Origin of the sequence: Micromonospora trifolii (assembly GCF_050516465.1) — a bacterium.
GTDB lineage: Bacteria > Actinomycetota > Actinomycetes > Mycobacteriales > Micromonosporaceae > Micromonospora > Micromonospora trifolii.
The window spans coordinates 5,633,616-5,657,904 of record NZ_CP191526.1; the positions used below are offsets into that span (position 1 = coordinate 5,633,616).

Annotated in this window: 23 protein-coding genes; 8 read left to right on the top strand and 15 right to left on the bottom strand. The window is 71.8% G+C overall.

What is annotated here, in order from left to right:
• Positions 1–283 precede the first annotated feature (283 nt).
• Positions 284–574, top strand: a complete 291-nt coding sequence (locus tag ACQRWP_RS26235; RefSeq protein ID WP_430498491.1) for a hypothetical protein — start codon at positions 284–286, stop codon at positions 572–574.
• 60 nt (positions 575–634) lie between these two features.
• Here ACQRWP_RS26235 and ACQRWP_RS26240 read toward each other — a convergent pair whose 3' ends face one another.
• From ACQRWP_RS26240 to ACQRWP_RS26260, 5 genes are all read right to left on the bottom strand, one after another.
• Positions 635–2,044 carry a class II fumarate hydratase gene (locus tag ACQRWP_RS26240; RefSeq protein ID WP_181518450.1) on the bottom strand — a complete coding sequence of 470 codons (1,410 nt, stop codon included), beginning with the start codon at positions 2,042–2,044 and terminating at the stop codon, positions 635–637.
• Positions 2,045–2,079: 35 nt separating this feature from the next.
• Positions 2,080–5,061: a BTAD domain-containing putative transcriptional regulator gene (locus ACQRWP_RS26245; RefSeq protein WP_430498493.1), complete on the bottom strand. Its 2,982-nt coding sequence runs from the start codon at positions 5,059–5,061 to the stop codon at positions 2,080–2,082.
• 258 nt (positions 5,062–5,319) lie between these two features.
• Entirely contained in the window at positions 5,320–6,987 is a 1,668-nt protein-coding gene (locus tag ACQRWP_RS26250; RefSeq protein ID WP_430498495.1) for a fumarate hydratase, read from the bottom strand.
• 125 nt (positions 6,988–7,112) lie between these two features.
• Entirely contained in the window at positions 7,113–8,555 is a 1,443-nt protein-coding gene (locus ACQRWP_RS26255; RefSeq protein WP_430498497.1) for a PQQ-binding-like beta-propeller repeat protein, read from the bottom strand.
• 72 nt (positions 8,556–8,627) lie between these two features.
• Positions 8,628–9,131 carry an Lrp/AsnC family transcriptional regulator gene (locus ACQRWP_RS26260; protein WP_430498499.1) on the bottom strand — a complete coding sequence of 168 codons (504 nt, stop codon included), beginning with the start codon at positions 9,129–9,131 and terminating at the stop codon, positions 8,628–8,630.
• A 139-nt stretch (positions 9,132–9,270) separates the two neighbouring features.
• On the opposite strand from ACQRWP_RS26260, the gene hppD reads away from it, so the two are divergent.
• From hppD to ACQRWP_RS26290, 6 genes are all read left to right on the top strand, one after another.
• On the top strand, positions 9,271–10,476 hold the full coding sequence (hppD, locus tag ACQRWP_RS26265; protein ID WP_430498501.1) for a 4-hydroxyphenylpyruvate dioxygenase: 1,206 nt from the start codon (positions 9,271–9,273) through the stop codon (positions 10,474–10,476).
• 11 nt (positions 10,477–10,487) lie between these two features.
• Positions 10,488–11,189 (top strand): RDD family protein, encoded by a 702-nt coding sequence (locus ACQRWP_RS26270; RefSeq protein ID WP_430498503.1) that lies wholly within the window; start codon positions 10,488–10,490, stop codon positions 11,187–11,189.
• A 76-nt stretch (positions 11,190–11,265) separates the two neighbouring features.
• The gene (locus ACQRWP_RS26275; RefSeq protein ID WP_430498505.1) at positions 11,266–12,258 is read left to right on the top strand and encodes an RDD family protein; all 993 of its coding nucleotides are present in this window, start codon (positions 11,266–11,268) and stop codon (positions 12,256–12,258) included.
• Positions 12,255–13,358: a histidinol-phosphate transaminase gene (gene hisC / locus ACQRWP_RS26280; protein ID WP_430498507.1), complete on the top strand. Its 1,104-nt coding sequence runs from the start codon at positions 12,255–12,257 to the stop codon at positions 13,356–13,358. Before ACQRWP_RS26275 ends, hisC begins: the two co-directional genes overlap by 4 nt.
• Positions 13,359–13,496: 138 nt before the next feature.
• On the top strand, positions 13,497–14,051 hold the full coding sequence (locus ACQRWP_RS26285) for a hypothetical protein (protein ID WP_430498509.1): 555 nt from the start codon (positions 13,497–13,499) through the stop codon (positions 14,049–14,051).
• Positions 14,052–14,211: 160 nt separating this feature from the next.
• Entirely contained in the window at positions 14,212–15,093 is an 882-nt protein-coding gene (locus tag ACQRWP_RS26290) for a hypothetical protein (RefSeq protein ID WP_430498511.1), read from the top strand.
• A 77-nt stretch (positions 15,094–15,170) separates the two neighbouring features.
• Here ACQRWP_RS26290 and ACQRWP_RS26295 read toward each other — a convergent pair whose 3' ends face one another.
• The 6 genes from ACQRWP_RS26295 to ACQRWP_RS26320 form a co-directional block, all read right to left on the bottom strand.
• Entirely contained in the window at positions 15,171–15,578 is a 408-nt protein-coding gene (locus ACQRWP_RS26295; RefSeq protein WP_430498513.1) for an LPXTG cell wall anchor domain-containing protein, read from the bottom strand.
• Positions 15,579–15,679: 101 nt separating this feature from the next.
• Entirely contained in the window at positions 15,680–16,936 is a 1,257-nt protein-coding gene (locus ACQRWP_RS26300; RefSeq protein ID WP_430498515.1) for a PQQ-binding-like beta-propeller repeat protein, read from the bottom strand.
• A gap of 81 nt (positions 16,937–17,017) precedes the next feature.
• Positions 17,018–17,500: an SRPBCC family protein gene (locus ACQRWP_RS26305; RefSeq protein WP_091403139.1), complete on the bottom strand. Its 483-nt coding sequence runs from the start codon at positions 17,498–17,500 to the stop codon at positions 17,018–17,020.
• A 144-nt stretch (positions 17,501–17,644) separates the two neighbouring features.
• Positions 17,645–17,854, bottom strand: coding sequence for a DUF397 domain-containing protein (locus tag ACQRWP_RS26310; protein WP_030327888.1), 210 nt, complete (start codon positions 17,852–17,854; stop codon positions 17,645–17,647).
• A 216-nt stretch (positions 17,855–18,070) separates the two neighbouring features.
• Positions 18,071–19,267, bottom strand: coding sequence for a fumarylacetoacetase (gene fahA / locus ACQRWP_RS26315; RefSeq protein ID WP_430498518.1), 1,197 nt, complete (start codon positions 19,265–19,267; stop codon positions 18,071–18,073).
• On the bottom strand, positions 19,264–20,133 hold the full coding sequence (locus tag ACQRWP_RS26320; protein ID WP_430498520.1) for a hypothetical protein: 870 nt from the start codon (positions 20,131–20,133) through the stop codon (positions 19,264–19,266). The genes fahA and ACQRWP_RS26320 overlap by 4 nt, the downstream gene beginning before the upstream one ends.
• Positions 20,134–20,227: 94 nt before the next feature.
• Here ACQRWP_RS26320 and ACQRWP_RS26325 point away from each other — a divergent pair, with 94 nt between their 5' ends.
• Entirely contained in the window at positions 20,228–21,394 is a 1,167-nt protein-coding gene (locus ACQRWP_RS26325; RefSeq protein ID WP_430498522.1) for a homogentisate 1,2-dioxygenase, read from the top strand.
• Here the strand turns inward: ACQRWP_RS26325 and ACQRWP_RS26330 are convergent.
• The 4 genes from ACQRWP_RS26330 to ACQRWP_RS26345 are packed head-to-tail and all read right to left on the bottom strand — an operon-like array spanning position 21,391 to position 24,166.
• Complete coding sequence (locus ACQRWP_RS26330) at positions 21,391–22,419, bottom strand: tetratricopeptide repeat protein (protein WP_430498524.1); 1,029 nt, start codon at positions 22,417–22,419, stop codon at positions 21,391–21,393. The two genes, ACQRWP_RS26325 and ACQRWP_RS26330, sit on opposite strands and share 4 nt — an antisense overlap.
• Before the next feature lie 10 nt (positions 22,420–22,429).
• Positions 22,430–22,915, bottom strand: coding sequence for a 2-C-methyl-D-erythritol 2,4-cyclodiphosphate synthase (gene ispF, locus ACQRWP_RS26335; protein WP_196924679.1), 486 nt, complete (start codon positions 22,913–22,915; stop codon positions 22,430–22,432).
• 13 nt (positions 22,916–22,928) lie between these two features.
• Positions 22,929–23,624 carry a 2-C-methyl-D-erythritol 4-phosphate cytidylyltransferase gene (ispD, locus tag ACQRWP_RS26340; RefSeq protein WP_430498526.1) on the bottom strand — a complete coding sequence of 232 codons (696 nt, stop codon included), beginning with the start codon at positions 23,622–23,624 and terminating at the stop codon, positions 22,929–22,931.
• A gap of 56 nt (positions 23,625–23,680) precedes the next feature.
• Positions 23,681–24,166, bottom strand: coding sequence for a CarD family transcriptional regulator (locus tag ACQRWP_RS26345; protein ID WP_088950500.1), 486 nt, complete (start codon positions 24,164–24,166; stop codon positions 23,681–23,683).
• Positions 24,167–24,289: the final 123 nt, after the last annotated feature.

The window sequence follows — 24,289 nt, forward strand, 5'->3', positions numbered from 1 at the left end:
CCACAAACGAGTCAGGTCCAAAGCATCCGCCCAAGACATCCCGGACCACGTCCACCGCCCCGTCCACGCCCACGCCCACGCCGGGCACCCCGACCGACCACGCAAGATCGTGCTCGATCGTGGAAAGAGTGGGGTCCTGGCGTGCGGATGCCACTACATCCAGGATCGAGCGCGATCTTGGCGCCGCCCAGCTCAGCGCGGCCCCGCGCAGGTCCGCGCAGCGTCCGCGAACCGCGGCGCAGGTCGGCGCAGGTCGACGCAGGTCGGTAAGGAAGGCCTCACCATGTCCCGGATCGCCCCGGACAACCGCGCGACGGTGCCACGTCGACCGCACCTGCCGCTGCGCCCGCTCTGGCTCTGCCGGGTCTGCGCCGCGCCCTGGCCGTGCCCTGTCGCCCGACTCACCCTGCGCCAGGAGTACGCGCACGACCGGATCGGGTTGAGCATCTACCTGTGCACGGTCCTGCACGAGGCGGCTGCCGACCTGTACCGACTCAACCCGCACGACGGCCCGGACCCCGCCGCGCTCTTCACCCGCTTCCTCGGCTGGGCGAGACCACGGCACCTACCCTGACCAGGGCAGACCGCAGCAAGGAGAGGCCGGTCAGCGCCGAGCAGGGCGGGGCGAGTCGGGTCAGGGGTGGGTCATCCGGAGCAGGTCCAACGTCTCGTCGAGCTGAGTCTCGGTGAGCTTGCCGGAGTCGACGTGGCCCCGGGAGATGACCACCTCGCGAATCGAGGTCTGCTTGGCCAGCGCCTCCTTCGCGATCGACGCGGCCTCGTCGTACCCCAGGTAGCGGTTGAGTGGGGTGACGATCGACGGTGAGCCCTCGGCGTACGCCAGACAGACCTCGGCGTCCGCGACCAGGCCGACCACCAGCCGGTCGGCGAAGAGCCGACTCACCGCGGAGAGCAGCCGGATCGACTCCAGCAGGTTGCGGCCCATCACCGGAAGCATCACGTTCAGCTCGAAGTCGCCCTGTGAACCGGCGAACCCGACGGTCGCGTCGTTGCCGATCACCTGGGCGCAGACCTGCCGCATCGCCTCGGCGACCACCGGGTTGACCTTGCCCGGCATGATCGACGAGCCGGGCTGGAGGTCCGGGATGCGCAGTTCGCGCAGACCGGCGCGGGGGCCGGAGCCCATCCAGCGGATGTCGTTGGCGATCTTGTAGAGGCCGATCGCCACGGTTCGCAGCTGCCCCGAGGTCTCCACCAGCGCGTCCCGCGCGCCCTGCGCCTCGAAGTGGTTACGCGCCTCGCTCAGTGGCAACCCGGTCGACTCGCGCAGCTTGTCGATCACGGCGGCGGCGAAGCCGAGCGGGGTGTTGATCCCGGTGCCGACGGCGGTGCCGCCCAGCGGCAGCTCGGCCAGTCGGGGTAGCGCGCCCTCCAGCCGTTCGATCCCGTAGCGGACCTGGGCGGCGTACCCGCCGAACTCCTGGCCGAGGGTGACCGGGGTGGCGTCCATCAGGTGGGTACGCCCGGCCTTGACCACCGTCTCGAACTCGGCGGCCTTGGCCTCCAACGCCGACGCCAGATGCGCCAGCGACGGCAGCAGGTCTTCGACGATGAACTGGGTGGCCGCCAGATGGATCGACGACGGGAAGACGTCGTTGCTCGACTGGGAGGCGTTGACGTGGTCGTTCGGGTGCACCGGCGAGCCCAGCTCACGGCTCGCCAGGGTCGCGATCACCTCATTGGTGTTCATGTTCGACGAGGTGCCCGAGCCGGTCTGGAACACGTCCACCGGGAACTGGTCGTCGTAACCACCGTCGGCCACGTGCGCGGCGGCGGCCGCGATGGCGGCGGCCACGTTGGCGTCGATCACGCCCAACTCGCCGTTGACCTCGGCCGCCGCGCCCTTGATCTGCGCGAGGGCCTTGATCTGGGCCGGTTCGAGGCCCCGGCCGGAAATCGGGAAATTCTGCACCGCACGCTGGGTCTGCGCCCGCCACAGCGCCTCGGCGGGCACCTCCACCTCGCCCATCGAGTCGCGTTCGATGCGGTAACCGGTCGCCTCTGGAGTCGTCACGCGTACCATCCTGCCGCGCCCGTGGCCGACTCGCAGATGATCCGTCAGCCCAACTCGGTGAGCAGCCGTTCCACCTCGTGCTGGTCCGGCGACTCGATCTGCCGGAACAGCGCCAGCGCCTGCTCCAGGTGCGCGCGGGCCGCCGCCGGATCAGTGGCCCGTACGCAGCGGGCGATACCCTCCAACGCCCGGGCCTTCTCGTAGCGGGCGCCGAGCCGGACGGCGTCGGCGAGCACCCGACGGTGCAGGTCGAGCGCGCTGACGGCATCACCCTGCTCCAGCATGGCCCGGGCCAGCAGATTCCGGGAGGCACACTGACCGATCCGGTCGCCGGCGTCCACCATCGCCACCAGCGCTTCCCGGTGCAGGGCTGCCGCACGATCCGGCTGCCCGGCGACGCGTTCCATCACGGCGATCTCGTTGAGCACCTCGCCCTCGCCGAACCGATTACCGCCCAGCCGTTTGAGGTACAGCGCCGACCGCAGCAGACGGCGGGCCGGGCCCAGGTCACCCATCCGGTGCCGGACCATGGCGAGATGCCCCATCGCGTTGTTGGTCTGCCGGAGGTCCTTCGTCTGCCGGGCCACCAGGAGGTGCAGCCGAGCCAGGCGCAACGCCTCGTCGTACCGACCCCAGCCGATCAACGTGTAGGACCGGTTGTTCAACAGATTGGTCAGCGCGTCTGCATCCTCCGGACCCCGGATCAGGCCGAACGCCTCGTCGAACTTCACCTCAGCCTGCTGTAGGTCGCCGTTCGCGGCGTACGAGACGCCCAGGTTCCAGAGCGTGGTGAGCAGATCGCCGCGTAGCCCGATGCGGCGGCGCAGACTGAGCGCCACCTCCATCGCTCTGATGGCCTCCGGAAGCCGGGCCAGTCGGAAGTACGCCGAGGAGACGTAGTTCAACATCGTGGCGATTGCGGCCTCGTCGCCCAGCCGCTCGGCGACACGAAGCCCGATCGTGTGGGTCTCGATCAGCTCATCGAGGTGCCCACCGTCGAAGTTGAGGCGCCAGCAGGCGCGGGCCAACTGCCAGCACTGAACCGGAAAGCCCTCATCCTCGGCCACCCGGACCAGGGCGGTGAGACCGGCGTGGTTCTCCTCGAACCACGCCGGCCCCTCGAACACCGGGGCGGCCAGCAGATCGGGTCGGCCGGGCGTGTGCGCGGGGATGCTGCGGCGACTGCCCGCCGCCTCGATCATCCGGGCGATCGCCAACGTGACGGACAGGTGATGGTCCAGTAGCCGCTCCAGGGCGGCGCGGCGTTCCAGCTGCCATTCCGGCGCGGCGAGCAGCAGCCGGGCGTACTCCCGGAGCAGATCGTGTAACCGGTACCGACCGGGCTGCACCTCCTCCACCAGGTGGGCGTCGACCAGCTCATCCAGCAGTTCCTGGGTGTCGGCCAGGGGCAGCCCGGCGAGGGCCGCGGCCACCCGACTGTCCAGGCGTCCGCTCGGGTACAGGCCGAGCAGCGGGAACAGCCGCTGCGCCGACGGTGAGATCTGCGCGTACGACAGGGCGAACGCCTGCCCGATCGAACGTTGCCCCGCGGTCAGCTCGGCCAGCGGGCCAGCCCCGGCGACCAGCCGCTCGGCGAGGTCGGCGACCTGCCATCGAGGCCGGTGCGCCAGCCGCGCGCCGGCCAGCCGGATGGCGAGCGGTAGATGGCCGCAGCGGCGCGCCACCTCGGCCGCGGCTTCCGGTTCGGCGGCGATCCGCTCCATCCCGGCCACCCGACCGAGCAGCTCGATCGCCTCGTCAGCGTCGAGGACCGGCAGCGACGACGGCCGGCCCTCGTCGAGCCCGACCAGCCGACGACGACTGGTGATGAGCACCAGGCAGTGCGAGCCGTTGGGCAGCAGGGGTGCCACCTGGTCGGCGTTGGCCGCGTTGTCCAGCACCACCAACGCCCGCCGGCCGGCCAGCTCGATTCGCCAGAGCGCCAGCCGGTCGTCCAGGTTTTCCGGCACCCGTTCGGCCGGCACACCGAGCTGACGGAGCAGGGCCGCCACGGCGGTTGCCGGTGTCAACGGCCGACGTTCGCTGTGCCCGTGCAAGTCGATGAAGAGCTGGGCGTCGGGATAGCGCTCGGCGAGCGCGCTGGCGACGTGTACGGCAAGCGTGGTCTTGCCGCTCCCCGGCATTCCGTCGACCACCTGGATGCGGGTGCCGTCCTCCTCGATCTCCTTGACCAGGCGGGCCACGGTCTCCTGCCGACCAACGAAGTCCCCGATTGCCCGGGGAAGCGAGCGGACCGCTCCGGCGGGTCCGGCCGGTCGGCCGGCCAGGGCCAGGTCACCGGCGAGCACCCGCTGGTGCAGCTCCTGCAACTCGACGCCCGGCTCGATGCCCAGCTCGTCGGCGTAGAACCGCCGGCCCTCCCGGTAGACCGCAAGCGCGTCGGCCTGCCGCCCGACCGCGGACAGTGCCAGCATCAGTTGGCCGCGCAGCCGCTCCCGCAACGGATGCCGGTCGACGCTCTCCGCCAGCTCCTCGATCAGCTCGGCTGCCTGACCAAGGCGAAGCTCGACGTCGACGCACTCCTCCAGGGCGGTGAGGCGCTGCTCGTCGAGTGCCTGTGCGCGACGGCGAACGCTCCGGCTCGGGATTCCGCCGAGCGCCGGCCCGCGCCACAACGCCAGGGCGGCGCGGAATTCGGCACGGGCGTCGACCAGACGACCGGCCGTGGCGGCGGTTCGGGCCGCCTCCACGCCCCGGGTGAAGACCTCGGCGTCCAGGTCGGTTGTTCCGGTACGCACGCCGTACCCGGCCGGGTCGGTGACGATGAGGTCCGGTGCCAGCTCGAGTTCGGTGAACCGGCGGCGCAACCGCGACACGCAGGTCTGCAACTGCGCCCGGGCGGTGGCCGGCGGGCGGTCCTCCCACACCGCGTCGACCAGTTCGTCGACCGGCACGAGCCGGCCGGCCCGCAACAACAGCATGGCGAGCACGATCCGGTCGCGCCCCGCGGTGACAGTGGACTCGCCACCACCCACCCGCAGGGGCCCCAGGATCCCGAACCGCATCTGCTCTCCCGCTTCAGTGGTGCAACTTCCAGCAGAGTAGTCCGGTGGTAACAGATCGCCTCGGTCAGGCGAGAGTGATCTGAGAGCGGATCGACAGCGGTGCGCAGCACACTCATTCCGGGTTGTCGGTGACGGCATCCGACGGGGGCGGTGCGCCCGTCCCACCCCAGCGGGGCGGGCGTACCGATGTCGGAAAGCACGGGCGACAGAACGGGCGCCGGGCGAGTTCGCCCGACGCCCGTTCGCGTACCTGTCGCGTCAGCGGCGGCCGACGGTCAGCACCGGCTTGGTGACCTCGGCGAAGAAGTCGTTGCCCTTGTCGTCGACCACTATGAAGGCGGGGAAGTCCTCCACCTCGATCTTCCAGACCGCCTCCATGCCCAGCTCCGCGTATTCGAGCACCTCGACGTGCTTGATGCAGTCCTGGGCGAGGCGGGCCGCGGGGCCGCCGATCGAGCCGAGGTAGAAGCCGCCGTGCTGCTGGCAGGAGCGGGTGACCTGACCCGACCGGTTGCCCTTGGCCAGCATCACCTGGGAGCCGCCGGCGGCCTGGAACTTCTCCACGTAGGCGTCCATCCGGCCGGCGGTGGTCGGGCCGAACGAGCCGGACGCGTACCCCTCGGGGGTCTTCGCCGGGCCGGCGTAGTAGACCGCGTGGTCACGCAGGTACTGCGGCATCGGTTCACCGGCGTCCAACCGCTCGGCGATCTTGGCGTGGGCGATGTCCCGGGCGACCACGAGCGGCCCGGAGAGCGAGAGGCGCGTCTTCACCGGGTACTTCGACAGCTCGGCGCGGATCTCGTCCATCGGCCGGTTCAGGTCGACCCGGACCACCAGCTCGGCGTCGAGCGAGTCGTCGGTGACGTCCGGCAGGAACCGCGCCGGGTCGGTTTCGAGGCGCTCCAGCCACACACCCGACGGGGTGATCTTGGCGACGGCCTGGCGGTCCGCCGAGCAGGAGACGGCGATCGCCACCGGGCAGGACGCTCCGTGCCGGGGCAACCGGACCACCCGTACGTCGTGGCAGAAGTACCGCCCACCGAACTGCGCGCCGATGCCGAAGTTGCGGGTCAGCTCCAGCACCTCCGCCTCCAGCTCCAGGTCGCGGAAGCCGTGCGCGCTCATCGAACCCGCGGTCGGCAGCGCGTCGAGGTACTTGGCGCTGGCGTACTTCGCGGTCTTCAGCGCGTACTCGGCGGAGGTGCCGCCGATGACGATGGCCAGGTGGTACGGCGGGCAGGCGGCGGTGCCGATCAGCCGCAGCTTCTCCTCCAGGAACTGCATCATCCGCGTTGGATTGAGCAGCGCCTTCGTCTCCTGGTAGAGGTACGACTTGTTGGCCGAGCCACCGCCCTTGGCCATGAAGAGGAACTTGTACGCGTCGGGGTGCCCGTCCGGGTCCTCGGCGTACAGGTCGACCTGGGCGGGCAGGTTGCTGCCGGTGTTCCGCTCGTCCCACATGGTCAGCGGGGCGAGCTGGGAGTAGCGCAGGTTGAGCTTGGTGTACGCCTGGTAGACGCCCCGGGAGATGGCCTCCGCGTCGGCACCGTCGGTCAGCACGTGCCGGCCGCGTTTGCCCATCACGATGGCGGTGCCGGTGTCCTGGCACATGGGCAGGACACCGCCGGCGGCGATGTTGGCGTTGCGCAGCAGATCCAGCGCGACGAACCGGTCGTTCGGCGAGGCGGCCGGGTCGTCGATGATCGCCCGGAGCTGCGCCAGGTGCGCGGGGCGCAGGTAGTGCGCGATGTCGTGCATCGCCTCGGCGGTCAGCGCGGTGAGCGCGGCCGGCTCCACGGTGAGGAACCGGCGGCCTCCCGGGCCGTGTACGACGTCCACGCCCTCGTCGGTGACCAGGCGATAGTCGGTCTGGTCCGGGCCGGTCGGCAGCAGAGGGGCGTACGAGAATGCGGCGGCACTGCTCATGAGCGGCAAGCCTAGGGCAGACCGGTCGATCACTCCCACCCGCCGGGCGGGTCCTGGGACGCCGCTCTCATCCACCAGGTGTGCCGGGCCCGGCCGCCAGCCGGATCATGAGGCGAACCGCCCGCTCAGCCGTCCTTGCCGCCGTCCGGGTCGGGGCAGAGTTCGCCCTTCGGCCCGCAGTCGCCGTTGTTCGGCCCGCCGGGGCCGGGGCCGCCCGGCCCGGGATTCCCACCGTCGCCGGGCGGTCGGGTGGGCGAGCTTCCGGACGCGCCGAAGCGGACGTACCCGATCTCCCGCCCCTCGCCGATGATCATGCCCTGTGACCCGACGGCGAGGGCGTTCGCCGAGGTGCGCAGGGCGGCCAGCTCCCGGCCGGTGCGCGGGTCCAGTGCCGCCAGCCGGGACGGCTTCTCGTCGGCCACCACCGCCGCGTACGGGGTGAGCGCGGCCCCGGCCTTGCCGCTGGCCTGCCGCGTCCAGAGCACCTTCTCGGTGCCCAGCTCACGGGCGATCACGGAGCGTTTGTCGGCGGCCCGGAACACCGCCGAACGGTCGTCCACCGCGATCAGCTTGGTGCCCGGCTCACCGACCCAGAGCAGCCGTCCGTCGTACCCGTCGATGACCGTCTCGCGGCCGTCCGGGGCGACGCCGATCACCACGTTCCGCGCACCCTGCGGGTCCTCGCGTTGCACGCAGCCGGCGGAGTCGGCGGTGCGCAGGTTGATGCCGGCCCGCTGCCAGGCCTCCTGCCCGGTCGCCGAGTCCCGGGCGGAGATGGCGAAGTAACAGGTGCCGTCCTGGGAACGCGCGGAGATCCGCAGCAGCCGGCCACCCACCACGGAGAGCCGCTCCTCCCGGCCGGGCTCGACGTTCTGCAACACCCGGCCGGTGGCGGTGTCGACCACGTGGACCCGACCGTCGACCGGGAAGCCGAGCAGCGGTGGCGCGGCCTCCGCCCCGGCCACGCCGTCGTCGATCCGGGTGGCGGTGAGCCGGCGGGTGCCGCGCAGACCCGGGTTGTCGGCGAGCAGGCCACTGTGCACCCCGGGCAGGAAGGCCGTCCAGAGCGGCGCGGTGCCACGCGGATCCCAGGCGCTCAGGGTGCAGTCGGTGGCGTCCGTGCAGCGGGCGTCGAGGAGCAGGTTGCGGTATGTCCAGACGGCTACCGCGTCATCGTCACGTCGCCGGGTCACCCCGGTCGTCGGGTCGAGCAGCTCGTACCCCTTGACCAGGAGCTTGCCCACCGCCACCACCGGGTCGCGGTCGCCGCCGGCGACCGCCGCCCAGTCCGCCTTGCGCTCCCAGAGCTGGGCGCCGGTGGCCAGGCTGCGAGACTCGACCCGGGTGCGCTGCTCGACCACGACGGCGTCGCCGGCGATGGTTACGTTGCGCGGAGTGCCGCCGACCCGTTGCTGCCAGACCACGTCGGGCTCGGAGATGGGTTCGCTGCGATCCACCCAGTCCCACAAGCCGGGGAACGGGTTCCACACGCCGGTCGCGGCGAGCGCAACGACCACGGCGAGGCCGAGCAGCAGCCCACCGCGCACGCTCCCCTTCGCCACCCGCACACCGTAGCCACGATCACGGATCTTCCGTACGCCCGCGCCGCCGTGTCGCCGCGCTTTCTGGGCTCGGAGGTGTTACGGCGCCCTTCCCTCGGCCCGAACAGCGCTGCGCACCAGCGGAAGCGTGCGGTAGGGAATCTGCTCGGCCAGCGCGATGATCGTCGAGGCGCGGGTGATGCCGGCGGACGAGACGATCTGGTCGATGACCCGTTGCAGGTCGGTGTTGGAGCGGGCCACGATCCGGCAGAGCAGGTCGCTGGAGCCGGTGATGGTGTGCGCCTCCAGCACCTCGGGGATGGCGGCGAGGTGAGCGGTGACCGGGTCATGGCCGTGCCGCTGACTGATCTCCAGGGTGACGAAGCTGGTCACCCCGAACCCGATCGCGGCCGGCGCGATCTCGGGGCCGAAGCCCTCGATGACCCGCCGCTCCACGAGCTTGTCCAGCCTCGCCTGCACGGTGCCCCGGGCCACCCCGAGCCGCCGGGAGCACTCCAGCATCCCGATCCGTGGCTCCTCGGCGAGCAGTTCGATCAAGCGCACGTCGAGCGCGTCGAGCTGTACATTCTGCTCACCATTCATGAGTGAAGACCATACCGAATGCGCAACCTGACCAGCATTTCTGCCAACAGTTGCCCACCCGGCACCCGGGCAGCGATCCTCGCCACAAGAACCGACCACGGCGGCCCACAAGGCCGGCCGGTACGCGAGGGAGCCCACCATGACCCAGGCGATCGACCGACCCCAGTCGACCGAGGACGTCGACGTCGACCGGCTCGTCGGAGCTGTCGACCACGACATCAGCCACGACCCGTTCCCGGTCCGGGGCCTCGACCACGTGCACTTCCTGGTCGGCAACGCCAAGCAGGCCGCCCACTACTACTCCACCGCCTTCGGCATGACCTGCGTGGCGTACCGCGGCCCCGAGCAGGGCTACCGCGACCACGCCCAGTACGTGCTGACCAGCGGCTCGGCCCGGTTCGTGCTGACCGGCGCGGTGCGCCCGGACGCCGAGGGCGCCGAGCACGTGGCCCGGCACAGCGACGGGATCAGCGACATCGCGCTGGAGGTCCCGAACGTGGACGCCGCGTACGCGCACGCCATCGCGCAGGGCGCCGCCAGCGTCGTCGAGCCGCACGAGGTGACCGACGAGCACGGCACCGTCCGGATGGCCGCCATCGCCGCGTACGGCGACACCCGGCACACGCTGGTCGACCGGTCCCGCTACACCGGCCCGTTCCTGCCCGGCTTCGTGGCCCGGAGCCCGATCGTGGACCGGCAGCCGATGATCGACGCCGGCATCCAGCCGAAGCGCTTCTTCCAGGCCGTCGACCACGTGGTCGGCAACGTGGAGCTGGGCCGGATGGACGAGTGGGTCGAGTTCTACAAGCGGGTGATGGGCTTCTCCAACATGGCGGAGTTCGTCGGCGACGACATCGCCACCGACTACTCGGCGCTGATGAGCAAGGTCGTGGCGAACGGCACCCGCAAGGTGAAGTTCCCGCTCAACGAGCCGGCGATCGCCCGCAAGAAGTCCCAGATCGACGAGTACCTGGAGTTCTACCAGGGCCCGGGCGCGCAGCACATCGCCGTCGCCACCAACGACATCCTGGCCAGCGTCGACGCGATGCGCGCCGCCGGTGTCGACTTCCTGGACACCCCGGACTCGTACTACGACGACCCGGAGCTGCGGGAGCGGATCGGCAAGGTGCGGGTGCCGATCGAGGAGCTGAAGTCCCGCAAGATCCTGGTCGACCGGGACGAGGACGGCTACCTGCTCCAGATCTTCACCAAGCCGGTGCAGGACCGTCCCACGGTCTTCTTCGAGCTGATCGAGCGGCACGGCTCGCTGGGCTTCGGCAAGGGCAACTTCAAGGCGCTCTTCCAGGCGATCGAGCGGGAGCAGGAAGCCCGCGGCAACCTGTAACACTTGCGAGCGTGACGCAACCTCCGTCGTACCCGACGCCGCCGGCCGGTGGGCCCCAACCCACCGCCGGCGGCTTCGCGCCGCAACCCGGCCCACACCCCCACGGGTACGCCGCGCCGCCGCAGTACGCCCCGCCCGGGTACGCCCCGCCGCAGTTCTATGGCGGACCACCGCGACCGGTGGCCCCGCCCCCGACGCTGACCCCGGGCGGACAGCCGCTGGCCAGCTTCAGCGATCGACTGTTGGCCATGCTGCTCGACGCTGCGGTCTTCATGGTGGTCGGCCTGGTGCTCGCGGTGCCCGCGGCGATCATCTTCCTCGTTGTCGTCGCGCCCGATCTCGCCCTGTTCGCGTCGGACGGCTCGATCCGCGAGCCCGACTATCTCCGCGAACTCCTGCTGCCCCTGCTGTGGCTGGACCTCGGGATCATCGTGATCTCGCTCGTGCTCGCGTACGTCTACTACGTCGAGATGATGTTCAAGACCGGCCAGACCCTCGGCAAAAAAATGATGAAGCTGCGGATCGTGCCGTTGGACCCGACACGCTCCCTCGACCGCCGAGCCGCCGCGAAGCGGTTCCTGGTGCAGCAGCTTTCTGGCTTTCTCCCGGGGCTGAGCTACCTGGACGGGTTGTGGCAGCTCTGGGACAAGCCGTGGCAGCAGTGCCTCCACGACAAGTTCGCCGGGACGGTCGTCGTTAAGGTGTCCTCGTGAGCGAGCGCAGCGAGCGGACCAGCAGGCTCAGTAGCGTGGCGCCTCGCGCCGTCGCGCAGCGAAGCGGAGTGACGGCGTGAGCGTTCAACCTGGTTGGTACGTCGACCCCGCCGACACCGAGACCCGGCGTTACTGGGACGGCGAGGGTTGGCTCGGTGCGCCCATTCCCGTCGACGCGACCCCGCCGGACGGCCCGCCGCCGCCCGAGCCGCCGCCCGCGCCGGTCACCCCGGCCGCGCCCGCGGCGTCGACGACCCCCGACTCGGCGACCGGGGCACCGGGCTGGTCGCCGCAGCAGGGCCCACCCCCGGGGTATGGCCCGCAACCGGGACACGGCCCGGGCTGGGGACCACAGGCCGGCCCTCCCGGCTGGGGCCCGCAGGGCGGTCCGCCCGGCTGGACTCCGCCGGGTGCCCCTCCCGGCTGGGCGCCGCCGCCCGGCCACCCCGGCTGGCCCGGACGACCGCCCGAGCCGCGACCACACGGCCTCAGGCTGGCCGGCTACGGCCGTCGGCTCGTCGCCCGGCTGATCGACTTCGGCCTGGTCTTCGCGCTGAACGTGGTCGTCAACGGCTGGTTCGTCTGGCGCTGGGCGCAGGAGTGGGCGCCGTACTGGCAGGAGGTCTTCCGGCGCGCGTCGCGCGGCGACACCTCCGCCGACGGCCTGCCGATCCCCAGTGAGCAGGCAAGTTCTCTGCTGGTGGCGATCCTGCTGATTGCCACCGCGCTCTGGCTGGCGTACGAGGTGCCGACCATGGCCTCCGGCGGGCAGACCGTCGGCAAGCGGGTGATGCGGATCCGGGCGGTGCCGATGGCCGCCGACCAGCCGCTGGGCGTCCGCCGGGCGCTGAGCCGGTGGAGCACGATGGGCCTGCCGACTCTGCTCTGGTACTGCGCCGGGCTCGGCCTGGTGCTGCAACTGGTCGACGCTCTCTCCCCCCTCTTCGACCACCCCCTGCGTCAGGCGCTGCACGACAGGCGCGCGCAGACGGTGGTCGTCGAAGTCCCCCCACACACCGACACCGCCCCCTCGAACGACCGCAACCAGCCCCCGGGAGACACCCCATGACCGACTCCGGACGTCACCAGCCGGCGCTGCGGCTGACCCGCGTCGACCTGGACGCGCTGCCCAGCTACGTGCCGGGGCGCAGCCCCGCCGACCTGGCCCGGGAGTTGGGCCTGCCGGAGGCCATCAAGCTGGCCAGCAACGAGGTGCCGTACGGTCCGCTGCCCGGCGTGGTGGAGGCGGTCACCGAGGCGATCACCACCTCGCACCGCTACCCGGACATGGGCGTGGTCGCGCTGCGGGACGCGCTGGCCGAGCGGTACGGGGTGGACGCCGACCGGATCGCCACCGGCTGCGGTTCGGTGGCGCTCGCCGAGCACCTGGTGCGGGCCACCTGCCTGCCTGGCGACGAGGTGCTCTACTCGTGGCGGTCCTTCGAGGCGTACCCGATCATCGTGGCGACCAGCGGCGCGACCAGCGTGCGGGTGCCCAACGACGCCGGGCACGGGCACGACCTGACGGCGATGGCCGCGGCGGTGACCGACCGGACCCGGGTGATTTTCGTCTGCAACCCGAACAACCCCACGGGTACGGCGCTGCGCCGGGCCGAGTTGGACCGCTTCCTCGACGCGGTGCCGGACGACGTGCTGGTGGTGATCGACGAGGCGTACCGGGAGTTCGTCACCGACCCGGAGGTGCCGGACGGTCTCGACTACCTGGACCGGCCCAACGTGGCGGTGTTGCGCACCCTGTCGAAGGCGTGGGGGCTCGCCGGGCTGCGGATGGGCTGGTTGGTCGCCCAGCCGGTGGTGGCCGCCGCCATCCGCAAGGTGGCGACCCCGTTCTCCAGCAGCACGGCAGCCCAGGCCGGGGCGCTCGCCGCGCTGACCCAGGTGGCGGAGATGGAGCGCCGCTGCGCCCTGGTCGTCGCCGAGCGGGACCGGGTCACCGAGGCGCTGCGCAAGTTCGTGCCCGAGGTGCCGACGAGCCAGGCCAACTTCGTCTGGCTGCCGCTGGGCGAGCGGGCCGTGGCGTTCGGCAAGGCGTGCGAGTCGCGCGGGGTGATCGTGCGCCCGTTCGCCGGGGACGGGGTCCGGGTCACCATCGGCACCCCGGCCGAGAACGACGCGTTCCTGGCGGCTGCGGAGTCGGCGTTGGTGTGACCACCGCCGAGCCGGTGACCCGGTCCGGGACATAAGTTCCGTTTGTCCATCTTTGCCCGCTAACTGCCCCTATCTTCCGAAGTAGCCGGTTGTGCCGAGGACTCACGCCGGCTCACTTCGAGAACGGGGTAACAAACAGTGCGTACTGCCAATATCTGCCTCGCCGGAGCGGCCGCCGCCGCGATGGTGGGCTTCCTCGCCGCGCCGGCCGCCGCCGCGCCGACCGACACCACCACCGTCACCTTCGAGGTGGCGGCGGGCACCCTCGACATCGACGCGCCGGCCACCGCCGACCTGGGCACCGGTGCCCCCGGCAGCACCATCACCGGCCAGCTCGGCCCGGTCACGGTCGACGACTCCCGGGGTGCGGCGGACGCCTCCTGGGTCGCCACGGTGACGGCCACCGTCTTCCAGACCGGCGGCGGCACTCCCGCCGAGACGGTCCTGCCGGGTGAGATCGACTACTGGTCGGGCCCCGCCACCGCGACCACCGGCACCGGCACCTTCACGCCGGGCCAGGCCACCGCTGCCGCTGCGGAGCCGTTGGACAGCGTCACGCCGGTCACGGCGTTCACCCACACCGGCGGTACCGGTGGTAACACCGCGACCTGGAACCCGACCCTGATCGTCAACGTGCCGCTGGACAGCATCGCGGGCGTCTACACCGGGACGGTGACGCATTCGGTGGCCTAGCCGCCGGAGCCGGGCGACCGTCGCGGTCGCGCTGGCGCTGCTCTGCCTCGCCGGTCCGGGTCTGTCGACCCGGGCCGGCGCGGCCGAGCCGGACGCCGACGACCGCCTCGGGATCCGGCTGCTGGAGGCACCGAGCAACCGCCGCGACGACCCCCGGGCGTTGCGGTACATCGTCGATCACCTCCCGCCGGGCACCACGATCAAGCGGCAACTCCTGATCGCCAATCGCACCGACCAGGACCGCCGCATCGACGTGTATCCGGCGGCGGCGACAGTAGAGGGTTCGGAGTTCAAGTTCGGCGAAGGCCGTGCGACCAATGAGCTGACCTCATGGATCACCCTCGACAAAACCGCCGTGGAGGTGGATGCGTGGGGCGAGGCACGGGTCCTCGCGACCATCACGGTGCCGTCGGCCGCCTCACGCGGCGAGCGGTACGGGGTGATCTGGGCGTCCGCCACCTCCGCGCCGCGGGACGGTGGGGAGGTCACCCAGATCCACCGGGTCGGCGTCCGGATGTACCTCGACATCGGAACCGGCGGCGAGCCGGTCTCGGACTTCTCGATCGGTGAGCTTCGCCCGGCCCGCAGCCCCGAGGGCGAACCATCGCTGACCGCTCAGGTCACCAACACCGGCGGCCGAGCCATCGACCTCACCGGCACGGTCGCCCTGACCGACGGGCCAGCCGACAGCCGAGCCGGCCCATTCGCGGTCGGGCAGGGCGTCACGCTACCGCCGGGTGGGTCCGGGCAGGTCATCGCCCGACTACCGGCCGAGTTGCCGAACGGGCCCTGGAAGGTCGAGGTCAACCTCGAGAGTGGAATGGTGAAGCGCAGCGTCACCGCCCAGATCCAGTTCCCCGACCCAGGTCAGGTCGGAAAGCGGGGCAGCGTCATCTCCCGGATGGCATCCGTCTGGACCGTGGGAGCCGCCGTTGCCGGCCTGCTGCTCATCACCGGCCTCGCGGTGTTGGCCCGCCGATCCCGTCGGTCCCCCCGACCCCCCACCGGCACGCCACGGGAGCGGGTTTCGGCCGGACGGTGACCCCACACCGGCGGCCGAGCACCGAATCGCCGGCCGCCGGCGGCGGGCTTCCACCGGCCGCCGGCGGCGGTCGTACGTCAGACCGGGCGCCGACGCCGGACGGCGAGCCAACCGACGATCAGCAGGGTCACGCCCAGCCCGGTGAGCAGCAACGTCGACCCACCCGAACCGGTGACCGGCAGCTCGCCGCCGTGGCTGGGTGTGGGCTGAGGTGGTGCCGGCGTGGGTTGCGTCGGCGTGGGCGTGGGTGGCCCCGGTTGCGTCGGCGTGGGCGTGGGTGGCCCCGGTTGCGTCGGCGTGGGTGTCGGCGTCGCCGGCAGGATCTCGAAGGTGACGCCGGTGTCCGCCGACGGCTCGGCCCGGACGGCGCTGAACCCGCGCGCCGACGCGGGGTCCGCGTGCAGCACCGGCGGAACCGCCAGCGCGAGGCTCGCGGCGGCTGCGAGTGCGCCGCCCGCGACGTAATTGGCTGCTGTCCTGCCCATGCGCCGACCCCTTCCACCGGAAACCTGAACCGTGAAAAACGTACCCTTTTGCGACAAAGGGAATGGAACGGTTCGGTGTTCCGAGGTCGAAGACGCCACGATCAGGTGGCGGCCAGGATCACCGTCTCCCCGGTGTAGTAGTAGCGCCGGTCGTCGCCGGTGGGGTCGACCGGCTTGCGGAGCCGTTCGATCGCGACGAACCCGTCCTCGGCCGTCACCGCCCCGGGTGCCCAGCCGGTTCCGTCCGAGCCGACGTTGAGCGCGAAGCGGGACAACTGCCTACCGGTCACCGGATCCAGCGTCACCAGATCGTTCGCCTCGGTCAGCAGGTGCACCCGGCCAGGTTGCCCGGCCAGCACCCGGGCCGCGCCCAGGCCCGCGGACCGCCACAGCTCGCTGCCCGTACGCGCCGATCGACCCACCACGACCCCGTCGAGCACGGCGACGGACTGCTCACCGACCAGCGCGGCGCCGGCCGGGTCCAGCGCGGGGGCGGCGACCGGCGAACCGGCAGCCAACAGCCAACCCCGACCGCCCTCGTCGCCCGGCCCGGCGGTCCGCAGCCCCAGACAGTCCGACCAGCCGGTACGACAGCCGAGCGGCGTCACCACCAACCCGTCCGGGCCGCCCGGCGGGCGCCAACGCTCACGCACGGCACCCGTCGCCGCATCCCGGAACTCGACAGTGGCCGCCCCGGCGCACGTGTCCAGACTGATCAGCTGCCCGGTGGCGGTGGTGCCGACATCGCTACGGCACTTGCCGGGCAGCTCGACCCGCCACAGCTCCCGGCCGCCGCTCAGCTCGACCCCGCGCGCCTGGGCATCCCCGGTCACCACCAGCACGATCCGCCCGTCGGGAAGGCCGGTGAGCTGGAGCCCGGGCGCATCCCAGACGGTCGCCGCCCCGGTACGCCGCACCAGCGTCGCGCTCTCGGCGGGCTTTGGGCCGCCGGTTCGCCAGAGCACCCCGCCGGTCCGGGCGTCGAGTGCGACGAGTTGCCCGTCGGACCAGCGGCTGACCACCGTGCTGCCGCTGGCCACCACCCCGGTCAGCTCCGCCGGCCACCGCCGGTACGACCAGTACGGGCTGGTCCGGTACCGCCCGTCGACCGGCCGGTCGGCGTAGACCTGGCGGTGTGCGGCGTACACCCGCAGTCTCCCGTCGACGATCAACGGGGCGACCGGCAACCGACCGATCACTCCAGCGACCGGTCGGGCCGGGACCGGATAGTCGGCCCGCGCCACCGTGCTCACCTCTGCCGGTGCGAGGACCCGGTGGACGATGACCGCGACGGCCGCCGTCGCGAGTAGCGCCGCGACCGCGATCACGAGCCGTCGCCGGCCTCTCGGGAACCTCATGCCGCACCTCCGCCCGGCACCCTACCCAGCGGATTGGGGCGGACCCCGGTCAGGTCACGGCGAGGGCTGACCGCTTGGCGCTCAGGCGGCTTCGACGGAGCCGGTGGCACCGGCCGCGACGGCAAGATCGGCGAGATCACGCCAGAGCGCCGCCTCGACCGCCCGTGCGGCCAGCCCGCCGAGCAGCAGCGCCACCACCCGACCGTACGGAGCGGTCGGCACCGCCTCGTGGGTCACGGTGATCGCCGTGCAGCCCCGACGACGGCGGCGGACCGGCCGCAGGCTCCAGGTGATCCGGTAGTCCGCGCCGGTGCCGGAGGAACAGAGCACCAGTCGCTGCGGTGCGAGCGCCTCGACCACCAGGAACTCTTCGGTCAGCGTGCCGCCGCCCGGCTGGACCCGCTCCTCGCGCCAGGAGGTGCCCGGCCCGAACGAACCCGGGGTGAGCACCTCGATCGGGCCGGCCGCGGTCAGCCGGGCCGCGCGGCCGGGCAGGTCGGTCAGCAGACGCCAGACGTCGACAGCGTGCGCCTCGATGATCCCGGTAATCGCCACCGTCGACATGCCACCCTCCCGTGTCCCCGACGGTACGCGGAGTGAGGGCCGGACGGGGCCCCCGGAGCGGAATTTCCACCACCCGGGGGCCACGCTGTCCGATTGGGCGGTCGCTCCGGCACCGGTCGTCGTCGACCGGCGCCGAAGCGCCGGTCAGCGCTCGAAGCGACCGGCCCGAATCGCGCCGATGAACGCTGTCCACCCCGGCGGGCTGACCGCGAGTGTGGGACCCGCCTGGTCCTTGGAGTCGCGGACTCCGACCAGACCATGGACGTCGACCAGGTTGTCCGCCACTTCCACGCAGAGCCCCTGGTCGTTTGAGCGGCTGCTGGTACGCCAGACCGCGCCCGCAAGATCGTGCATCGTCGTTACCTCCGTGTGCGTCGGGATGCCCCACCGCCGGGCGTGGGCCCGGCCCGTGTGGGACGACTTGATCCGCGTGACCAACGGCGCAACGAGGGCTCTTGATCGCACCCGCTGTGCGATCAAGAGTCCCGTGGACGAGACGACTCGAAGACCAGATGGTCAGAGCACTCCGGAAGGGTTGCGGTAATCCGACTCAGCACCGCAGTCCCGGGTTCAACGGGCCGGGCGAACCGTGCCGGATACCTCACCGAGGGCGATGGTGGTGCCGTCCGGGCCGGGGGCGGTGGCCGTGATGGTCACCGTGTCGCCGTCGTTGAGGAAGGTACGGCTCTCGTCGCCCACCTTGACCGGCTCGGCCCCGCCCCAGCTCAGTTCCAGGAAGGACCCGACCTGCCCGCGATCCGGGCCGGAGACGGTCCCGGAGGCGTACAGGTCACCGGTACGCAGTGAAGCCCCGTTGACGGTGAGGTGCGCCAACTGCTGTGCGGGGGTCCAGTACATCGTGGCGAACGGGGGCTCGCTGACCTGGTCGCCGTTCCACTCGACCGCCAGGCGCAGGTCCAGGCCCAGGTGCGGCACGTCCCGCAGGTAGTCCACCACCGGCGGGTCCTGGTCGGGGGCCGCCACGTTGGCGTCGGCCAGGGCGTCCAACGGCGTCACCCAGGCCGAGACCGAGGTGGCGAACGACTTGCCGAGGAACGGGCCCAGCGGCTGGTACTCCCAGGCCTGGATGTCCCGGGCCGACCAGTCGTTGACCAGCACCACCCCGAAGACGTGCTCGGCGAAGTCGTCCACGGAAACCCGATCGCCCAACGCGCTGGGTACGCCCACCACGAAGCCCACCTCGGCCTCGATGTCGAGGCGTACCGATGGGCCGGTGACCGGGCCCTCGGCGGAGGCCCGCTGCCCGGTCGGCCGGGTCACCGGCGTGCCGGAGACGACCACCGTGCCGGCCCGCCCGTGGTAGCCGATCGGCAGGTGCTTCCAGTTGGGCAGCAGCGGCGGCTGGCCGGGGCGGAAGATCTGCCCGACGTTCGCCGCGTGGTGTTCGGAGGAGTAGAAGTCGACGTAGTCGGCCACCTCGATGGGGAGCAGCAGTTCCACGTCGGCGAGGGGCACCAGCAACGGCTCCACCGCGGCCCGGTGCGCCGGGTCGGTCAGCAGCTCGGTGAGCCGCTGCCGTACCGCCGTCCACTGCGGACGACCCAGGGCCATGAAGTCGTTGAGCACGGGCCGGCACAGCGTGCCGGCGGCCAGCACCAGCTCGGCGGCCTCGGCCGCCGCGAGGTCGAAGACCCAGGACCCGATCCGTACGCCGATCCGCGACGGACCCCCGTTCTGCCGGAACACCCCGTACGGCAGGTTCGTCACCCCGTACGGCGAACCGTCGGCGCCGGTCACCCAGGTCATGCGTCGTAGCCCCCGTTCACCAGCCCAAGCCGGATCAGATCGGTCAGTGGTTCCAGGATGCTGCACGAGCCGAAGCCCACCCACAGGGGGCGAGGCCCGTCCAGCCGCGCCGTCGTGCGCTGCACCAGGGGGCGCGGGTCGACCACGGTCAGCAGCTCGGCGACCGAGCGCACACCGTCACCGTCGGCGGCGGCCAGGGTCGCGGCCAGCACGTTGGCGTAGCCGTGGTGGGTGAACCCGGTCTCCGGGTCCAGGTGTCGGATCGCCTGGTGCAGCCCGGCGGTGAGCTTGAACGGCAGGCCCCGGTCCCGGCAGGCGCAGATCACCGTGGCCAGCTCGGTCGGGGTGGGGAACAGTTCGGCGGCCAGGCCGCCGGTGCGGAACTTGGCCGCGATCGGCACCCCGTCGGCCCGCGCGGCGACGAGCGCGTCCAGTGCGCCCATCAGCCCGAAGGTCAGCGGCAGTTCGGCGTAGACGGCCTCCACGCCCGGCAGCTGGTCGGTCAGCCGCAGCAACTCGGCGATGCCGGGCAGCGGGTCCTCGCCGCGCTTGGCGACGGCCACCTCGACCTGACGCGCGGTGACGCCGTCGGGGGCGAGAAACGACAGCGCGAACGGCAGGTTCCCGACCCCGGTGTCACCGATCACGCCGACCACCAGGCCCTCGCCCGGGTCGACGAGACCGCTCAGCTCACCGGCGGCCACGGCCGAGGCGGGGATCAGCAGCGGGCCGACCAGGTCGGCGTACCAGGCGGCGCGGTGCTGGCGGTGGGCGGCCAGGGCGTCGTGCAGCGCGGCGCTGCCCGGTGGGAAGACGGCGGCGTCGTCCACCAGGCCGTGGAGGAGTGCGGGCACCTGCGTTGACACGGAACAAGAATGTACGGGACGCTACGAGGAACGGACAACAGCGTCCGATTATCGGACGCCTTCGGCCGGTGAACGGGAACTATCGGGAGGCGAGATGCCGTATTACCGCAGCGTCGGCGAGGTGCCGCGCAAGCGCCACACCCAGTTCCGGCAGCCCGACGGCAGCCTCTACGCCGAGGAGCTGATGGGCCAGGAGGGCTTCTCCTCCGACTCGTCCCTGCTCTACCACCGGCACGCGCCCACCGCGATCCTGGCCGCCGACGAGTTCACCCCGCCCGCGTTCACCCGGGCGCCGAACCTTCCGCTCAAGCCCCGCCACCTGCGCACCCACAAACTGGGCACCGGCGGTTCCGACCCCATCCTCGGCCGGCAGTACCTGCTCGCCAACGACGACGTACGGATCGGCTACGTCCTCGCCGACCGGCCCTCACCGCTGTTCCGCGACGCCACCGGCGACCACTGCCTCTACGTCGAGTCGGGCACCCTGCGGGTCGAGTCCCCGTTCGGGGTGCTGGACGCGGTCGCCGGCGACTACGTCGTCATCCCCACCTCGACCATCCACCGGCTGGTGCCCACCGGCGACCAGCCCGTCCGGTTGCTCGCCGTCGAGGCCTCCGGGCACATCGGCCCGCCCAAGCGCTACCTCTCCGTACGCGGCCAGTTCCTGGAGCACTCGCCGTACTGCGAGCGGGACGTTCGTGGCCCCGACACCCCGCTGCTCGTCGACGGCGAGGAGGTCGAGGTGCTGGTCCGGCACCGGCGCGGTTGGACGCGCTACGTCTACGCCCACCACCCGTTCGACGTGGTCGGCTGGGACGGGCACCTCTACCCGTGGGCATTCTCCATCCACGACTTCGAGCCGATCACCGGCCGCATCCACCAGCCCCCGCCGGTGCACCAGACCTTCCAGGGGCCCAACTTCGTCATCTGCTCGTTCGTGCCCCGCAAGGTCGACTACCACCCGCAGTCGATCCCGGTGCCGTACAACCACCACAACGTCGACTCCGACGAGATGCTCTTCTACACCGGGGGCAACTACGAGGCGCGGCGCGGCTCCGGCATCGAGCAGGGCTCGATCTCCCTGCACCCGTCCGGTTTCACCCACGGCCCCCAGCCGGGTGCCGCCGAGCGTTCCATCGGCGCGGACTACTTCGACGAACTGGCCGTCATGGTCGACACCTTCCGCCCACTGGATCTCTGCGAAGCCGCCAGCGCCTCCGAGGACGACGGCTACGCCTGGACCTGGGCGCGTCGCGGCTAGCGGATGGCGGTTCTGGTGAAGACGGCGAACTCGGCTACCGCAGCCACGGCGATGGCCAGCACCAGGGGCCACGGGGAGCCGACCATGGCGTACACCAGCAGCAGCAGCGGCGCGGCGGCCACGGCGTAGATGGCCAGGGCCATCGCCCGGTCCGAGTGCAGCAGGGCGGGCAGGACGGTCCGGGTCAGCCCGGGCAGCCGGGCCGCGAGCTGCCAGACGATGATCCCGCCGGTGAGCGCGGCGAGCACCGCCAGGACGCGGGAGAACCCGTCGCTCGCCGACGCCGCGAACGCCACCAGCACCGCCGCGACCAGCGACCAGCCCGCGCCGTAGAGCACCAGGCGGTGCAGCCCGTACGCGAGGGTTCTTGGCGAGTCGATCCGGCTCGGGCTGACCGTCACTGCCTCGGCGACGTGCTCCAACGCCTCCGACCAGCGGCGCTGTTCCAGCCGCATGACCCCCACGTCGTGGCCGGCCTCGCCGATCCGCGGGTCGAGCCGCAGCGCCTCCCGGTAGGCCCGCTCGGCCAGGTCGAACAGGTCCAGGCGGGCGGCGACCAGGCTGAGCACCAGGTGCGCCTGCGGCTCCTGCGGCGCCAACTCGACACCGCGCCAGGCCGCGTTCAGCGCCGGCTGACCGTTGCGGGCGCCGGCCAGGATCGCCGCCGCGCTCCGCTGGGCGTACGCGTCGGCCGGGCCGAGGGCGAGGATCCGGTCGGCGGTGGCCGCCGACTCGCTGTAGCGCTCCAGGTCGGCCAGGGCCATGCCTCTGGCGACCAGCGGCGGCAGAGCCTCCGGCGCGGCGGCCACGGCCGTGTCGGCGGCGGTGAGCGCCTCGGCGGGGCGGTCGGCGGCCAGGTGCACCCGGGCCAGCATGGTGAGCGCGTCGACGTCATCCGGCTGGAGGGCCAACCCGTAGGCCAGTTCCCCCGCCGCCTCGTCGTAGCGGCCGAGTTCGGCGAGGAGTTGGGCCCGCTGGACGTAGCCGTCGGCGGCGGACTGGTCGGGGGCGGGGTCGCTGGACATCGCGGCGAGCTTAGGCGGCCGGCGCGTCGTACACCAGGGCCACCGCGACCCCGGCCAAGCCTTCCTCACGGCCGGCGAAACCGAGCCCGTCGGTGGTCGCCGCCGAGACGGTGACCGGGGCGCCGACCGCGGCGGAGAGGACCTCCTGCGCCTCCGCACGGCGCCGGCCGATCTTGGGTCGGTTGCCGATGACCTGCACGGACACGTTGCCGATCTCCAGACCGGCGGCCCGCACCCGGCGGGCCGTCTCGGTCAGCAGCGCCACCCCGGACGCGCCGGCCCACTCCGGCTGGCCCACCCCGAAGGCGGAACCGAGATCACCGAGACCGGCGGCGGAGAGCAGCGCGTTGCAGGCCGCGTGCGCGGCCACGTCGGCGTCCGAGTGCCCAGCGAGGCCGTCCTGGTCGGGCCAGAGCAGCCCGGCCACCCAGCAGGGACGGCCCGGCTCGAACGCGTGCACGTCGGTGCCGATGGCCACCCGGGGAACGATCATGATCAGAGGGTACGCGTCAACCAGCTGTCGCAAGCAGATGCTCGGCCAGAGCCAGGTCGAACGGTCGGGTGATTTTCAATGCGTACTCCGAGCCGGGCACGCAGCTCACCGCGACGCCCTGCTTCTCCACCAGCCCGGCGTCGTCGGTGAGGGAGTCACCTGCGGCGGCGTGGGCGGCGCTGAGCACGGCCCGACGGAAACCCTGCGGGGTCTGCACCGCGCGCAGGGCGGACCGGTCGATGGTGCCGAGCACCACCTCGTCGGCACCGACTTCCTTGATCGTGTCGACGACCGGCAGGACCGGGATCACCGCGTCACGCCCGCCACGGACCGCCGCCGCGACGGATTCGACCAGCTCTGGTGGGGTGAGCGCCCGGGCGGCATCGTGCACCAGGACGATCGTCGGGCCGCTGGGCACCGCGGCCAGCGCGGCGGCCACCGACGCCTGCCGTTCCGCACCGCCGGGCACCACGATCACCGGTGCGACCAGAGCCAACAACTCGCGGACGGCCTGCACCTCGGCCGCCGGCGCGGCCACCACGATCGTGTGCACCGACGGCGCGGCGGCCAGTCGACGCACGGCGTGCACCAACAGCGGTTCACCGGCGAGCAGGCGCAGCGCCTTGGGTCGGCCGGGGCCGAGCCGTACGCCGGCACCCGCCGCAGGCACGAGGACCGCGACGTCACCGCGCGGGTTGAGCTGCGCGGTCACGTCGCGGTCCTCGGTGGTTTCTTCACTATGAAGTGGGTACGACGATGCTGTGCGGACTAGGCCTCGGTGAGGACCTTGTCGAGCAGCGTCTCCGCCTCATCCTTGGTGCTCTTCTCAGCCAGCGCGACCTCGCCGACGAGAATGTCGCGGGCCTTGGCGAGCATCCGCTTCTCGCCCGCAGAGAGGCCCCGCTCCCGCTCCCGGCGCCACAGGTCACGCACGACCTCGGCGACCTTCAGCGGGTTGCCGGAAGCCAGCTTTTCCAGGTTGGCCTTGTAACGCCGCGACCAGTTGGTCGGCTCCTCGGTGTGCGGAGCCCGGAGAACGTCGAAGACCTTACCGAGGCCCTCTTCGCCGACCACCTCGCGCACACCCACGATCTCGGCATTCTCGGCGGGCACCCGGACCGTCAGGTCACCCTGCGCGACCCTCAGGACGAGGTATTTCTTAGGCTCGCCCTTGATGATCCGAGTCTCGATTGCCTCGATGAGTGCGGCCCCGTGGTGGGGGTAAACAACGGTCTCGCCGACACTGAAAACCATAGGTTCGAAACCCCTTTCGCTGTGTCTAGGGTAACACGGTCAGGCACTGATGTCTCTCCGATGTCCTGACCATTGGCGCAGCTCAGGGGCCCTGTGAGAGGTCTTGCTTCAGCTTGACAGGCG

Excerpts from the sequence above, each read along its gene's own strand:
- ACQRWP_RS26235 (WP_430498491.1), top strand. The coding sequence starts at position 284 with ATGTCCCGGATCGCCCCGGACAACCGCGCGACGGTGCCACGTCGACCG.
- ACQRWP_RS26240 (WP_181518450.1), bottom strand. The coding sequence starts at position 2,044 with ATGGTACGCGTGACGACTCCAGAGGCGACCGGTTACCGCATCGAACGC.
- ACQRWP_RS26245 (WP_430498493.1), bottom strand. The coding sequence starts at position 5,061 with ATGCGGTTCGGGATCCTGGGGCCCCTGCGGGTGGGTGGTGGCGAGTCC.
- ACQRWP_RS26250 (WP_430498495.1), bottom strand. The coding sequence starts at position 6,987 with ATGAGCAGTGCCGCCGCATTCTCGTACGCCCCTCTGCTGCCGACCGGC.
- ACQRWP_RS26260 (WP_430498499.1), bottom strand. The coding sequence starts at position 9,131 with ATGAATGGTGAGCAGAATGTACAGCTCGACGCGCTCGACGTGCGCTTG.
- hppD (WP_430498501.1), top strand. The coding sequence starts at position 9,271 with ATGACCCAGGCGATCGACCGACCCCAGTCGACCGAGGACGTCGACGTC.
- hisC (WP_430498507.1), top strand. The coding sequence starts at position 12,255 with ATGACCGACTCCGGACGTCACCAGCCGGCGCTGCGGCTGACCCGCGTC.
- ACQRWP_RS26295 (WP_430498513.1), bottom strand. The coding sequence starts at position 15,578 with ATGGGCAGGACAGCAGCCAATTACGTCGCGGGCGGCGCACTCGCAGCC.
- ACQRWP_RS26300 (WP_430498515.1), bottom strand. The coding sequence starts at position 16,936 with ATGAGGTTCCCGAGAGGCCGGCGACGGCTCGTGATCGCGGTCGCGGCG.
- ACQRWP_RS26305 (WP_091403139.1), bottom strand. The coding sequence starts at position 17,500 with ATGTCGACGGTGGCGATTACCGGGATCATCGAGGCGCACGCTGTCGAC.
- ACQRWP_RS26310 (WP_030327888.1), bottom strand. The coding sequence starts at position 17,854 with ATGCACGATCTTGCGGGCGCGGTCTGGCGTACCAGCAGCCGCTCAAAC.
- fahA (WP_430498518.1), bottom strand. The coding sequence starts at position 19,267 with ATGACCTGGGTGACCGGCGCCGACGGTTCGCCGTACGGGGTGACGAAC.
- ACQRWP_RS26325 (WP_430498522.1), top strand. The coding sequence starts at position 20,228 with ATGCCGTATTACCGCAGCGTCGGCGAGGTGCCGCGCAAGCGCCACACC.
- ACQRWP_RS26330 (WP_430498524.1), bottom strand. The coding sequence starts at position 22,419 with ATGTCCAGCGACCCCGCCCCCGACCAGTCCGCCGCCGACGGCTACGTC.
- ACQRWP_RS26345 (WP_088950500.1), bottom strand. The coding sequence starts at position 24,166 with ATGGTTTTCAGTGTCGGCGAGACCGTTGTTTACCCCCACCACGGGGCC.